Origin of the sequence: Blautia sp. NSJ-175 (assembly GCF_022867815.1) — a bacterium.
In the GTDB taxonomy this organism is placed as follows: domain Bacteria; phylum Bacillota; class Clostridia; order Lachnospirales; family Lachnospiraceae; genus Blautia; species Blautia celeris.
On sequence record NZ_JALIFQ010000012.1, the window covers coordinates 72584 to 86999 of the forward strand.

The following is a 14416-nucleotide window of genomic DNA, read 5'->3' on the forward strand; positions in this document are numbered from 1 at the left end:
AAACCTCCGTTTATTTTACTTTTCCAGTACAACGCGGGCGCTGTTTAAAAGTCCGCCGTCGTGAATCCAGTCTTTTAATTTTTCCAGGTAAGGATAGATATAGATATCCTCCTCCATGACAGGAACCAGATTTTTCATCACTTCCAGTACGGCTGCTGTTCCCTCACCCCTTGCCAGGGAAGCATCCACAAACTGCTGCGCCTGATAAGCGGAGAGCAGTTCGATGGCCAGGATATACTCAAATTTTTCCGCTATGCTAAGCGCCTTTTTGCAGGCATTGTATCCCATGGATACATAGTCCTCCTGGTTGGCGCTTGTGGTCACACTGTCCACAGATGCAGGGGCGGATAAGATCTTCATATCATTCAGCAGACCTGCCTGCGTATACTGGGGTATCATAAGGCCGGAATTCAGGCCCGGCTTTTTGATCAGGAAATAAGGGTGCGCAGACAGTTTTTCGTCCAGGAAACGGACATTTCTGCGCTCTGACATTTTCGCTGCCGCTGTGGCTGCAATACAGGCGGAATCCATCTCAATCCCCACATAGGAGGCATCCGGATTCCCATTGGAGAACACCTGGGGATCGTCCGGCTCTCCGCATACGATCGGATTGTCCGCGCATCCGTTGATCTCCACCTCAATGGCTGCCCAGGCATCCCTGAGGGTTTTCTTCACCGCGCCGTGAAGCTGCGGGATGCATCTGAGGGATAAGGGGTCCTGTACATGAGTCCCCTCTGCCTTTTTCGTCACCTGGGAACCGCGCAGCATACGCTTGATGATATCCGCAGTCTCCAGAAGCTCCTTCTGGGGACGGCAGTTCAATACTCTCTCGTCATAGGCGCGCAGAAGTCCGTTCAGCATCTCAAAGGACATGGCAGCCACCACGTCAGCGGATTCCACGGCTTTTAACAGGTCATATATACCGATGGCAGCAAGGGCAGTGGGGGAAGAAGTCCCGTTAAGAAGTGCCAGGCCCTCCTTGTAACTGGGGGCAAAAGGCGCCATTCCCGCTTTGCCAAGCGCTGTTTTACTGTCTGAGAGTTCTCCTTTGTAATAGGCCCTTCCCTCTCCCAGTAATACCGCCGCAATGTGGCCCTCCGCACACAGATATCCCACAGAGCCTTCCCTGGGCGTGTAGGGAATCAGATTCTTGTTCAGGAAATCCCGGTAATGCTCCAGAAGCTCTATCCGTACACCGCTGACTCCCATGCCGAGACTCTGCAGGACCATCAGGATAATAGCCCTTACCTCCTCCTCCTTAAAAGGTTCTCCGACACTGGTAGAGTGTGTCAGAATAATATTTCTCTGTAATTTTTCCGCGTCCTCTTTTCCTATGGTCTTTGTGACCAGAGCACCGAAGCCTGTGGTGGTGCCGTACACTACCCGCGCCTCATTCACACATGTCTCAACGATCTTTCTGGATTTTTCCACACGCTCTCTGTACGCTTCCGAAAATTCCACCTCCGCGTGAAAACGTGCCACTGCCATGAACTCTTCTATGGTCAGTTTTTCGCCTAATACTACTTTTTTTATCTCTTCTGCTTTCATCTGCTTTCCCCTTTAAAAATTTCTGCACACTATATTTCCATCTGCCGCTATGGGCATATATCTTGCCTTTGTCCCTTCCACCATATCTCCATAGATAGCAATGTAAAATGGGCGGTAGACCTTGCGCTCCTCAACGGGCTTTATAGATAAATTCCTGCCCATATGACGCCTCACCATCCGGGTTGCCATAATGGCGCCGCAGTCGGTGAGTCTCTTGTCTTCGTAATACGTGGGCTGGATATCATTTTCTTCTATTTCTTTTACTTCAGTTTCAATGTCATCTTCTACATAAGATGCACTGCAGGTGGTAGCTTCCACCATAACACGGATCTTCTGTCTGTCCTCTTCTTTTTTCTTCTTGATCGCCTTTACAATAATATTATCTTTGTATGTCATTTCATAAGTGATATAACGGCTCTCCAGATACATAACACGGAGGTTGATCTTCTTTCTGCCAAACAGCGCCCGTACAATAGGGTTCTTTCCTCCTTTTGCGATTCTGAGAGCCTCTTCCTCTTTCATTTTTACAGGAAAACATTCTATTTTCATAAAGCCATACCTCCGTGCAAATCCTTATCTTCCGGCCCGCCATGAGCCGCCGTTCCTCTGTTACGTTCTTTATCCTGTACAGGGCTGCGCCTTCTTTGCACTGCAGCCCTGCACGAAGCATCTTTGTTTTGTGTTTTCTCTATTCTTTCTTTGACTTATCGCCGCCCTTTTTGCCTGTGGCAAAAGAAAATACCTCTGTACAATATTTCAGGAAAACCCCCACTGTGATGAGGATTGCAATTCCCGGGGCCATAATTCCAATGATAAAATCAATGCTGTTCAGCATTCCGTATCCGTAGATACATGCCAGCGCAATATAGAGCAATACCAGGGCACCGTCTACTCCCAGCCATTCCACTTTCAGTTCTGATTTTTCCTGCTCAGTCAATTCACTCATATCTTTTTTAGAATCTTTCATATTTTTTCCTCCTTACAACCCTTTCAGCCTGCGTTCTGCGTTCAGATCCTTTCCAAAACGGTTTCCGATCAGGAAAGCCACAAAGGAAAGAGGCAGACCGATGAGAACGGGATCGATCGCTACTCCTGATATAGACACAGGGCATACATACTGGAACAAAATCCAGATGACACCGCCCACGACCATACTGGCAACACCTGCCACCGTAGTCTTTTTGCCGTCATACATAAGAGCTGCAATAATAGGCACAAATAATAGTGTCATACTGATACTGCTTAAAAACAGATACGCATCATACACCCGGTCAAATCTGAATGCAGTGAAAAGACCGATAATACCAAAGATCACTGCTGCTATTCTCGTTATTGTAATACTGACCTTATCTTTCAGCTTTCTGTCTCCTCTGAGCATGTAAATAATATCATTGGAGATGATTTCACCGCCAATCAGATAGTAACTGTCCAGAGTTGAAATAATGGCTCCCAGAATACCTACAATGAACAATCCTTTTGCCACTACAGGCAGGTATTCCACAACAGTTGCCACATAGGTAACCTCCGGCTGAACAGCCAGTGCAGTATCACGCACGCGGATAATGGTTCCTGTCATAATAGTTACAACATCAAAAGACAGCCAGATAGAGAAGCATAAAAGCATGGCTCTTTTACCTGTTTTCGGAGAGTTGGCTGCTGCAAACCTCTGATAAAATGTTGGGTCTTTATACAGGTTGATACAGAGAATGATGAGGATTGCCGCCTGCGGAATAGGAATTCCGCCGAATGCAGTGAGCATCTCGGGAGCCGGACCGCTCAGTGCTGCCTTGATGCCATCCAGTCCTCCGACACTGAAAAACAGTTTTGGAAATGCAGCCGATACACAGGTAACCATCAGGAAGAAGAAAATCATATCCGTTACAGCTACCCCCATCAGACCACCCAGACAGGTAACCCCAATGGAAAGGGCTACCACGATAGCTGCAACCAGAATCTTATTTGCGTGCCATGCACCCTCTCCTACATACCCGACTGCTGCGATCTCGCCTATAGAAAGACAACTGATAACAATAACAACAGCACCTAAAACAGCAGCAAATTTACCGTAATTAACCCGCAGAAGGTCCGGAATGGTCCCCTTTGCCTTTACGGAGATTCTGGGCGCCACCCACAGAGCCAGCGGAAAACGCACCGCATGGGCACCGATGGACCAGATAAAGAATCCCGCAAAGCCCATTGTAGTGGAATATCCAACCGTACCCACAACACCTGCGCCGCCGTACCAGGATGCCATCAGCGTGCCGACTACCAGTGACCAGGGCAGGGCCCGGTTCGCTTTATAGAAACTGTCCATATCCTGGGATGTTTTGGAAAAATAATACCCTACCAGCAGAATGCCGATGAAGCATACAACAACTACTACATTATCAATAATGGTCATAGAACAACCTCCCTCTTCTTTTGCTTTTCCTTTTCAGCACACAGCGACAGGCTGTATGCTCTCATTCTGTTACAGGTCAAATCCCTCAAGAGCTTTTTTAAGCACAGCCTTCTGTTTTTCTGTATACTCCGGCGCCGTGTATTCTTTCAGGCGTTTTTCCACCCGTTCCTTTGCTTTCTGCTCCACGGACACTCTTCCGCTGCGCTCCCACTCCGCATAGTTTTCCATGCTGTAAAGCTCCGGATAGTAAATTTCCGTGCGGTAGCGCAGAATGGTTTCCTCCTCTGCCAGGTAATTTCCTCCCGGTCCTACTTCCTGAATGGTTTCCAGGTCCATATCTTCCTCTGAGAAAATGTCGATACGCTCCACGGACTTTCTGGCTTCCATGATCTGCTCATCCAGCACATATTTCTCGAAGCTGAACACATTCAGACCGTCCATCTCGCCGAAGGAGTGGAAAATAAAATCTGCCTTTACATCCAGGCTGGTCATAAGGGACATGGCTGTCTCCGCGCCGTTCTGGTAATCCAGTTCTTTTCCCATGGACAGGGAACCGCCGGTACGGCAGGGCACGTGATAATAATCCGCCATTGCCTTTGCGTACTGGATAAACAGCGCCTCCTCACAACCCCAGGAAACCGGCATGGCCTTTCTCATGTTGGAGACATAGGTGGTATTTCCGTAGACAACCGGGGCGCCGGGGTTGACAAGCTGGGTCATGATGACACCTGCAAGTACCTCTGCATTATTCTGGACAATGGTGCCGCCCAGAGTCACAGGACTTGTCATGCCGGGAATCGCGCAGCAGGCGATCACCACAGGGAGATTTCTCTTTGTATAGGCAAGCTGTCCTTCTATGTCATCCTTTGCATAGCGCATGGGTGAGATCACATTTCCCACACCGATGGTATAGTACCCCTCGTCCGTGTCGTAAAAATCTCGGGCGAGCTGTATGGTCTCCTCCGCGTCTGTCTTTCCGAAACAGGACATGATGACAGGATGCGTGGAATATTTAAGCGTAAGTGCTCCCTTGATCACCTCTGCCCTCTCCTTTGGAAATGCAGGGATATAGGTAAGCGGTGAGCTTGACAGATTGATCATGCTGCTTGACGCATCCAGTTTGCGGATATTCACATAATCCTCAGGAGTCGGGTCGTATACCTGATTGTCCCTAAGAATCTTCCTGGCCCCTGACGCGGAACTGATAGCCTGTCCGCCTTCCCCGATCTTCAGTTCCTCAAAAGGTGTTTTCAGCACAAAACTGGGCGGTACTGTGGACAGTGCCCGCTCCACTGTCTTTCTGTCGAAATACACACGGTTTCCCTCTGTGCGGATGCCCTGTTTTCTGTACAGCTCCAAAAGCTCGGGATGTTCAAAATCCACACCCATATGTTCCAGCAGATACAGGGTCTTTTCATGAATCGTTTCCAGGTCTGTTTGTTTTATCTGGTTTATTAACATATGCCATCCTCCGTTTACAATTTTACAATGGCTCCCACTTCAATCTTCATACCGCCCCACAGTTCAAGGGCAACGCCGCATCTGGCAGGGGGGCATTCGGTGCCGAAAAATTCTGTATATATTTCATTCATGGCATCAAAGTCTTTCATTGTAGATAAAAACACATCACATTTCACCACATCCTCCAGCGTAGCTCCCATCTCCTCCACCAACAGTTTCAGGTTACTGAGGGCTGCTCTCGTCTCCTCCCGGATGGTTCCGTGAATGATCTCACCGGTCTCAGGATTCAGGGCGATCTGTCCCGAAACAAATGCAAATCCTCCTGCAATGGCTGCCTCAGCCACAGGTCCCCCGAACACCTTCATTCCTTTTGGGGTGAATACTTCTTTCTTCATTTCTGCTGTTACTCCTTTCCGTTTTTTGTCATCTGACTGATAAACTATTTGTACCAGCAATTCGTCGGAAAACCGTCTGCTGTCCAATATTTTTTTCATAATCTTAAGTTTATCTAACAAAAGACACGAGGATCTTCTCCCCGTGCCTTTCTTAATTTTCCATGCTCTTCAGTTCTTCCCACAAAAATCTGCTGTCCAGTTTTCTTGCTATCCTGTCCGCAAGTTCCCGGCGGCGTTTTCCCTCCTCCGGTTCCCCCTGGGCCTCCTTGATCAGCGCACAGCAAAGCTCCGTTTTCGCCTCTCCCCACAGGGATCCTGCCCGGACAAAACAGGTACGGGCTTTTTCGGCAAATCGCTCTGCCCCGCTCAAGTCTCCCATGTGGCACAGCGCAAGGCTCATATCCGAGTAGAATACCCCCGCCTCACCGGAAATCATGTATTTTTCCCCGATTTCCACGGCTCGTTTCAGGCACACACAGGCCTTTTCCCACTTTTTCTGACGGATATAGCAGATGCCCATATCGTGGTGGCAGGCCGACAGCTCCCTTCTGTAGCGTTCCGTACTGCCATCCGTATGGTCCAGACGTTTTACAGCCTCCATAAAAAGCTTCTCCGCCTTCTCATACTCACCATCTTTCATCATACAGATGCCCAGATACCGTATGAGCATACACTCCTCCTCCAAATGGTGGCGGGTGCAGTCTTTCATAAACTCCATACAGGTCTCGATCACCTGACGCATATACGCGTTCTGCCCTGTCAGGTCCCCATACAGAATGAGCTGCAGGTAATTATAGAAAATGTAGTCCCTGTCCGGGATCTCCTTTGCCAGTTCAAGGCTTTTCTCAATGCAGCTTCGTCCTCTCTGAGAGTCCCTGACGAACATCTCATAACGCCCCAGCAGGTATTCCACCCGCATGCGTATGGGTGTCATCCCGGAATCCGTCTCCTGCAGTGCCCGAATCTCCTCTGCCAGCTCCACAAGTTCATCTTCCTTAGCCGAAAAACCGTCGATATTGCCGCTGAACACGGCTTTTCTGGCCAGCATGGGATAGAAATCGTAGGAGATCCGGTAGAACGCCTCCAGATATTCCACCTTATACCAGTACATTTTATACCGGTCATGACAGCACTCATAGTGATGGATGACCAGGGAACAGGTTCCCAGATTTTTGTCCTTCCCATACTCCTGTTCGTAATATCTGGCTATGTAATTGTGGTATATGTCCTTCTTCTCTTTTGACAGGCTGCTGTATACATACTCCCGGATGATCTGATGGCGGAAGCCATAATGCACCTCTCCGCCCGCCAATTTTTCATAGAGAAGCTTTTTATCCAGCAGCGGTTCCAGTATCTGCAAAAGCTGCTGCTCCTCCATCCCCAGAATCTGATTGATCTCCTCTTTTGTCACGGGCATGGAAAAGATAGAGATAATATCCAGCATGACCCGCTCCCGCCTTGAAAGGCTCAACAGACGGCTCTGGATCACATTTGTCATCCTGTCTGTAAATGCAGCGCCGTCCTCCTGCCGTGCAAACAGCCGCAGGGACTCCATAAAAAACAAAGGATTCCCCTGAGTCTTCCTGTATATCTGCTCCACAAGCTGCGGATTGTTTAAAAGACCCGCATCTGTCTCCTCTATGATCTGCCTGGACTCCTCCAGGGTAAATGGCTTTAACTCGATCTCCTTTAAGATTCCCCTTCCGATAAGCGGAATCTTAAAACTCTTGATATCATCACCGTCATCCTCCCGGCTGGCAGCCACCACAAGTATCTGCCCCTGCCCCATCCGGAACAGGAGATTACTCATAAGCCGCATGCTCATGGAATCCATCCACTGGATATCATCAATAAATAAGAGGATTTTTCTGTCCCGGAAATATTTTGTCAGGTACCGGAACACGGACTCTGTCAGGATCTCAAATCGCGTCATAAAAAACTGCACGTCTGAGGCATTCTGCCGAAGCAGGATATCGGTCGGGGACTCTACATCCAGCCCGTTTCGCTTACAGTATTCATCCACCTTCGCCATGATCCCATGCCAGGGCATCAGATACAGGTCCTTCTCCGTCTCACAGCAGACCCAGGTAAACACCAGATAGTCTGAGTCCTCCACCATCCGCTGGATTTGTTCCAGGAGCATGCTCTTCCCCACGCCTGGTTCCCCTGTGATCAAAAAAGAACGGCAGCGCCTCTCCGAATCCCCGTCTTTTGTGTTGATTCTGGAGTAAATATCATAGAGAATATCCGCTCTTCCGAAAAAATACTCTCCTCTCTCTTCCGGCAGGCGTTTCAGCCTGTTTTTCATATCAGATATTTTCTCATAAAGCTCCTGTGTCTCCTCCTCCGGCAGTTCCTCCACTTCCCTTTCCAGAAATACTTTCAAAGACTGGAAAATCTCCATTGCCTGGACATATCTTCCCGCCTCCGCCAGTTTTTTCATGATGCTGCGGTACAGTTCTTCATCCAGGACTTCAGACTGTATGAGGATCCTGCCGCTCTCCTCCAGAAAATCAAGGCCCTGTCCCGTCTTCTGCCCCATGATCTTAAGCTGCAGCGCTTTTAGATAAGTCCGTTTCCGCTCAAAACGCTCTCCCTCCGCCCACGCCTCAAACTCATAGCAGTTCTTCACAAAGAAAAACTGGAGGAATTCTCCCTTCCAGCTTTCCAGCAGGTTTTCCCTTGTGACATGTTCAATGTCGATATCAATATCCATCTGGCGGTTCAGGACAATCAAGGTGTTGCCTTCCATAGTCAGAATGTCCTGCCCCAGCACTTTTCTTATATTATAGACAGCATCCCGCAGGTTTTTCCTGGCTGTTGCCTCACTGCTCCCTGCCCACAAAACACTGATCGCCTGGCTTCTGGATATCTGGTTATTCACACATAAATAATAAAACAGGCCCTCCACCTTTTGATAAGGAAAAGAGACCTTTTCCCCCAAAAGCAGTACACCCGGCCGTCCTAAAAGCTGAACTTCTATGTCATGAGAATATCTTCTATCCATGTTTTCACCTTTACCTATTTTCCGTAAGATTACTTCCCGCTTCTCTTCTTCAATGTAATTGCGCCTTTGGGACAGTTTGCGGAACAGATGGTGCAGCCCCAGCATTTTTCAGGGTCAAACTTCACTTTCCCTTCTTTGTCTTTATAAAACGCTCCGAAATTACAGATCTTCGTACATTTCCCACATTGAATACAAATGCTTTCATCCCACAGGGTCTCATAGTGGGATGTGGGATAGTGAAGCCTTGTTCCCAGTATCCTGGCCATTTTCGTGGGATAACAGTACACGCCGTCACAGTTGCACAGCACGTTATTTTCCCCTGACTGCATCAGTCCTTTTTTGTTAATCTGGCGGATGAGTTCCTTGGTCTCCTCCAGGGTCAGAATTTTGCCCAGTTTTCTGTCATAGGGAGTGTTCGGTCCCTTTTCCAGCTTATTGATACACACATTCACAGGCTTTTCCGTACATCTGCCCATGGCTTTGCAGTTACACGGAAGGATCAAAATTTCCTCCCCCAGGGTATCCATCATGTCATAGGACTCCTGCAGAGTCAGGTACTGTGTCTGGTGCATGGGCACATCCTTTCCTGCCGCTATGTCAAGGGCCGCCTGTGAGGTGCAATCCATGTATACCTTCAGATCCCAGGCATTTAACCGGTCCACTGTCTCCTGGGAGAATTTCCCGTAAGCTTCCGGTTCATACTGGGCAAAATACGGATACCGGGTATAAAAATCCGTCATTTTGTAAAATGTGCTGCCGCTTTCGTTCCCCTCGCATTTTTCCAGTACATTTCTCTGATAACTCTCGAAAAGCAGCCTCTCCGGCTCCGCTTTCCCCCATTCCTTCAGCAGTCGGCAGATTTCCTGTCCGGATACGGGATTTCTTCCGAACATGACGGCAAGCTCCGCTTCATAACCGCGGTACATGGGAACCGCTGCCTCATAAAACTCTTCCGGGACTTCCCAGACTTCCATTGCTTTTTTGTAATTATCTTTCATGCTTCATCCCCCAATTCCTGTTTTTCATCCGTAAATACAGTTGTAACTATTCAGCCGACTGAATAGTTACAAATAGTTAGAAAAAGTTAACAAAAGCGTACCGCCCGATTGTCGGAAAAATGTCGGCTGGCGTCGGTTGGAAATCTACTCTATTCTACCTGATATCAGCACCTGTGTCTACAGCATAGCCCATGGGCAGAAAAAGCCGGGGAAACCTCCTATTGATGTCTCCCCGGCCCTGCACGGTTCTTTTTATTCTTCTGCCTCTGCTTTCTTATCCCAGAACTCACAGTCATCCCTTCCGATCACCTTTGAAGTAAAGGGTGTCCCGTCATGTTTCTTATAATGCCTGGTTGCCCGGAATACATACTTTGCCCCCACATATACAATGGGAACGTTGAAATACACGATCAAAATATTCCCCAGATCTGAGAATGCCCACAGGTTTCCCAGCTCCAGCCCTGCAATGTTGCAGAGGATTCCGAAAGCTGCCACAAAAAGCGCGATACACCGCACGGTATTCATGCAGATTTTATCTTTCCTGATCCTGTTTGCCGCTATCTCGGAGAAGCTGATCATCCCCAGCAGACAGGTAAAGGCAAACAGACAGAAGCACAGCGTCACCAGAAATGTCATGACAGCATTCATGGCTGTCCCCGGTGTCAGCACGGCAATGGATTCCGTGAATTTCGGAAGCTTATCAAGCGCTGCCCATGACTCCGCCCCTGCACCGCTCCAACAGTGAGCCATGACCACTACAAAGCCTGTCAGTGTACAGATGACCATGGTATCCAGGAACACACCCATGGAGGCGATCATACCCTGCTCGCAGGGATGCTTTGCATCTGCGGCTGCTGCTGACATGGTGATGGTACCCTGTCCGGCTTCATTGGACATCAGTCCTCTCTTTACCCCCTGCGCCAGAACAGTTCCGAAGACACCGCCGAAAAAGGCATCCGGCTTAAAGGCACCGGCAAACACTGCCCGGAAGAAATAGGGAATGGTTTTAACATTCATCACAACTAAAACCAGCACCACCACAATATATAAAACTGCCATGACAGGCACCATCTTGTCTGTCCACTTCGTCACCTTCCTGATGCCTCCGAAAGCAATCGCTGCTGTCAGGAGAATAATGCCTGCCCCCACCAGATAATAGAACAGGGAATCTGTTGAAATGGTGGTATTCGTCACGATTTCTGCCATCCGCCCCACAGATGATACCACATTAAATCCCTGGGCCGGAAGACAGCACAGAGCGTAGAGTATATACAATACAGAGAGAAATATACCGACCCAGACCTTATTGCCCAATAGTCTTCTTCCATAGAAAGGCAGACCGCCTACGAACTCTTCTTCTTTTTTCTCCTTGAATATCTGTGCCAGCACACCCTCCATATAGGCAACTGCCATTCCGAAAAAAGCAGATACCCACATCCAGAACAAGGCTCCGGGTCCGCCAACGGCGATGGCTCCTGTCACACCGATAATATTGCCGGGTCCCACACGCATGGCTGAGCTCAGGAAGAATGCCGCAAGCGGGGAAATTCCTGTCTCCACGGAACGTTTTTCGGTAAGAATTTTAATTGCCTTTTTAAAATGCGTGACCTGCATAAATCCAAGTTTAAAACTGAAAAAGATACCGGACCCTAAAAGCAGGATGATCGCAAACGAAAAACTTCCCAGAACAGGGATGTTGGCATACCACGCAAAGTTCGTGGGAAAGTCCCACAAAAAATCAGACAGCGGCCCGATAAAACCGAAGACACTGTTGATTCCTTCAAATACTGCTTCCATACTTTACCCTCCTAAGTTGTCAGCACTGCAGAACCCTTCTGTGATTATGGAAGGGGTATTTTCTGTCAGGCGTATAAATCTGTTGTTACTACAAGTATATGGGATATTTTTTGCAATGTAAACCTTTTGTGTGTTTATTTTATTGCATATCGTGTTGCGTGTTCGGAATTTTCAGACTTGGCAGAAACAGTGTGCAGAGTCCACGATTTATTGACAGACAAACACAAACATCGTACAATATAGATAGAAACACAGGGAAATATAGGAGGTGCGTATATATGAATAAATCAAAGAAATTTGCTTTGGCTGCCAGTGCTTTTCTGTTGCTTGCAGCAGGATTTTCTTCCGTCAGCTCCGGAACGACGGAAAAATTTGTACCTTTATCGGAATATAATGAACAGTTTGCCGGCCAGGAACAGATTTTAATCCCCATCAATAACTATAATAGACAATTTTCATCCCTGGAGCACAGTTTCGTTCCTATTGCAGAATACAATGATACGTTCTCCGGCCAGATACAGAACTTCGTTCCTCTCACGGATTACAACAATACGTTCTCCGGTCAGGTACAGGACTTCGTTCCTCTCATGGATTACAATGATAGGTTTTCCAACCGGACTCAGGACTTCGTTCCCATCTTCCAATACAACAAAAAATTCTCCGATTAGGCTCATGAATATCCGGCTACACCCAAACAATCAAGTTACACCCATGCCGCCCCATTATGACACAGCGCCACCATGCACACCGTCCAAATTTCATTTGACAAAGCTGCACGCATATGCTATAGTTGTCCGCATCAACAGTAAGGAGATTCAAAATGGGTTATCATTTATCAAACCAACCAAAACCAGTTGCCAAGACCATCTCTGTACCATCCGCACCGATGAAACATTGTACAGAGTATGGCATATCATATACGCTATAGATTTCATCGGGAAATAAAAGAATAAAATTTCAGAAGAAGGGACTGCCCTGCTGGGTCAGCGCTCTCTTGTTTTATTGCTTTATTTCCCGTTATATACTGCGTAAAAGGCTATGGACAATGTTTTGTCTGTAGCCTTTTGCTGTTTTACAGAGATATGCGTGCAGACGCAAGCAGATCATTTCTGCTTCCCACAATCTGTGTCATCAGCAGAAGGCGGATACATGAGAATGTATCACTGCCCTCTGCTTTTTTGTCACCCAAACACGGCTGCAGACAGACCGGATCACACAACTTAGAATTTCAGACTGTAAAAAAAGAAAGGAAACATATAACCATGAGTTTACTGGAAATCACCGGCCTGACACACACCTTCGGCGAAGGCCGGCTGTTTAAAGATGCCGAAATGACACTCAACAAAGGAGAGCACATAGGAATCGTCGGCCAAAACGGTGCCGGGAAAAGTACCCTGATCAAAATCTGCACAGAACAGCTCATCCCAGACGCAGGCCGGATCACCTGGCACCCGAAGACAACCGTGGGCTATCTGGACCAGTATGCACAGATCGACCCCTGCATGACCATGGAGGATTTTCTCCGCTCCGCGTTTCACTCCCTTTATGTTTTGGAAGATAAAATGAACAGCCTCTATGAGCAGGCTGCCGGGGACATGGACGCGTTAAAGGCAGCAGCAGGCTGCCAGGAAGAACTTGAAATAAGCGGATTCTATACCATAGATACCCGCATCGAACAGGTAGCCTCCGGCCTCGGCCTTTTATCCCTGGGCCTTTCCCGACCGGTGTCACAGATGAGCGGCGGTCAGCGTGCAAAGGTCATTCTGGCAAAACTGCTGCTCCAAAAACCGGACGTCCTCCTTCTGGATGAACCCACCAATTTTCTTGACAAAGAACATGTTGCCTGGCTGGCAGACTATCTCTCAGCCCTTGATAATGCCTTCCTGATCGTATCACACGACTATGATTTTCTGGAAAAGACAGCAAACCGGATCTGTGATATTGACAACAGCAGAATATCCAAATACTATGGCACCTATTCTGAGTTTTTGAAGAAAAAGATTCTGCTCCGTGAGGATTATATCCGTCAGTATTCCGCACAGCAAAAAGAGATCAAAAAGACCGAGGAATTTATCCGGAAAAATATAGCCGGCCGCAAATCCCGGATGGCCCGGGGCAGACAAAAACAATTGGACCGTATGGATAAAATGGAAGCGCTTGATTTAAAAGAACTGAAACCATATTTCCGTTTTTCCGGCCTTCCGCTCACTGCAGCGGAGCATCTGTCTGTACATCGCCTGTCCGTGGGATACCATTATCCCCTTTTATCTAATCTGGATTTTTCCATTACAGGCGGACAGAAAACCGTAATTACAGGATTCAACGGTATCGGTAAATCCACACTGCTCAAAACACTGCTGGGACAAATCCCCGCAAAAAAGGGCAGCTATACCTTTTCCGAACAGGTAAAGACCGGATATTTTGAACAGGACCTGCTCTGGCCAAACAGCACTCTCACTCCGGTCCAGATCGTATCTGACGCGTTTCCCGCCATGAACGTAAAAGAGATCCGAAAACACCTTTCCCTCTGCGGCATTACAAGCAAACACGCATCCCAGGCCATCGGGACACTGAGCGGCGGCGAACAGGCTAAGGTCAAACTATGCCTGCTCACCCTCACCCCCTGCAATTTTTTGATCCTGGACGAGCCCACAAATCATCTGGATATCCAGGCCAAAGAATCCCTGCGAACTGCCCTTCTCGACTTCCCGGGCAGTATTCTTCTTGTCTCCCACGAAGAATCCTTCTATGGGGGCCTGGTCCACAGAACCATTGACATTGAAAAAATCATGCGTAAAAAATAATGCCA

The 14416-nt window shown here is 48.0% G+C and carries 11 protein-coding genes; 2 read left to right on the forward strand and 9 right to left on the reverse strand.

Features of this window, described 5'->3' with window-relative positions:
* Positions 1–15: 15 nt before the first annotated feature.
* The 9 genes from MUB35_RS18495 to MUB35_RS18535 all read right to left on the reverse strand — a co-directional run bounded on the left by MUB35_RS18495 (position 16) and on the right by MUB35_RS18535 (position 11607).
* Positions 16–1548, reverse strand: a complete 1533-nt coding sequence (locus MUB35_RS18495; RefSeq protein WP_244806596.1) for an HAL/PAL/TAL family ammonia-lyase — start codon at positions 1546–1548, stop codon at positions 16–18.
* A 12-nt stretch (positions 1549–1560) separates the two neighbouring features.
* Positions 1561–2097: a hypothetical protein gene (locus tag MUB35_RS18500; RefSeq protein ID WP_033141375.1), complete on the reverse strand. Its 537-nt coding sequence runs from the start codon at positions 2095–2097 to the stop codon at positions 1561–1563.
* Positions 2098–2236: 139 nt separating this feature from the next.
* Positions 2237–2515 carry a hypothetical protein gene (locus MUB35_RS18505; RefSeq protein WP_033141374.1) on the reverse strand — a complete coding sequence of 93 codons (279 nt, stop codon included), beginning with the start codon at positions 2513–2515 and terminating at the stop codon, positions 2237–2239.
* Positions 2516–2527: 12 nt separating this feature from the next.
* On the reverse strand, positions 2528–3949 hold the full coding sequence (locus MUB35_RS18510; RefSeq protein WP_033141373.1) for a sodium:solute symporter family protein: 1422 nt from the start codon (positions 3947–3949) through the stop codon (positions 2528–2530).
* Between the two features lie 69 nt (positions 3950–4018).
* Positions 4019–5410, reverse strand: a complete 1392-nt coding sequence (locus MUB35_RS18515; protein ID WP_227210024.1) for a trimethylamine methyltransferase family protein — start codon at positions 5408–5410, stop codon at positions 4019–4021.
* A gap of 14 nt (positions 5411–5424) precedes the next feature.
* The gene (locus MUB35_RS18520) at positions 5425–5805 is read right to left on the reverse strand and encodes a RidA family protein (protein ID WP_227247049.1); all 381 of its coding nucleotides are present in this window, start codon (positions 5803–5805) and stop codon (positions 5425–5427) included.
* A 151-nt stretch (positions 5806–5956) separates the two neighbouring features.
* Positions 5957–8812, reverse strand: a complete 2856-nt coding sequence (locus MUB35_RS18525) for an AAA family ATPase (protein WP_244806597.1) — start codon at positions 8810–8812, stop codon at positions 5957–5959.
* A gap of 29 nt (positions 8813–8841) precedes the next feature.
* A complete protein-coding gene (locus tag MUB35_RS18530; protein WP_244806598.1) occupies positions 8842–9810 on the reverse strand; it encodes an ATP-binding protein in 969 nt (322 codons plus the stop codon).
* Positions 9811–10062: 252 nt separating this feature from the next.
* Entirely contained in the window at positions 10063–11607 is a 1545-nt protein-coding gene (locus MUB35_RS18535) for an alanine/glycine:cation symporter family protein (protein ID WP_227210027.1), read from the reverse strand.
* A 278-nt stretch (positions 11608–11885) separates the two neighbouring features.
* Between MUB35_RS18535 and MUB35_RS18540 the strand changes: the two genes are divergently transcribed.
* Both MUB35_RS18540 and MUB35_RS18545 read left to right on the forward strand, forming a co-directional pair.
* The gene (locus MUB35_RS18540; protein ID WP_103731430.1) at positions 11886–12275 is read left to right on the forward strand and encodes a hypothetical protein; all 390 of its coding nucleotides are present in this window, start codon (positions 11886–11888) and stop codon (positions 12273–12275) included.
* Between the two features lie 594 nt (positions 12276–12869).
* The gene (locus tag MUB35_RS18545; protein WP_244806599.1) at positions 12870–14411 is read left to right on the forward strand and encodes an ABC-F family ATP-binding cassette domain-containing protein; all 1542 of its coding nucleotides are present in this window, start codon (positions 12870–12872) and stop codon (positions 14409–14411) included.
* The last annotated feature ends 5 nt before the right edge of the window (positions 14412–14416 follow it).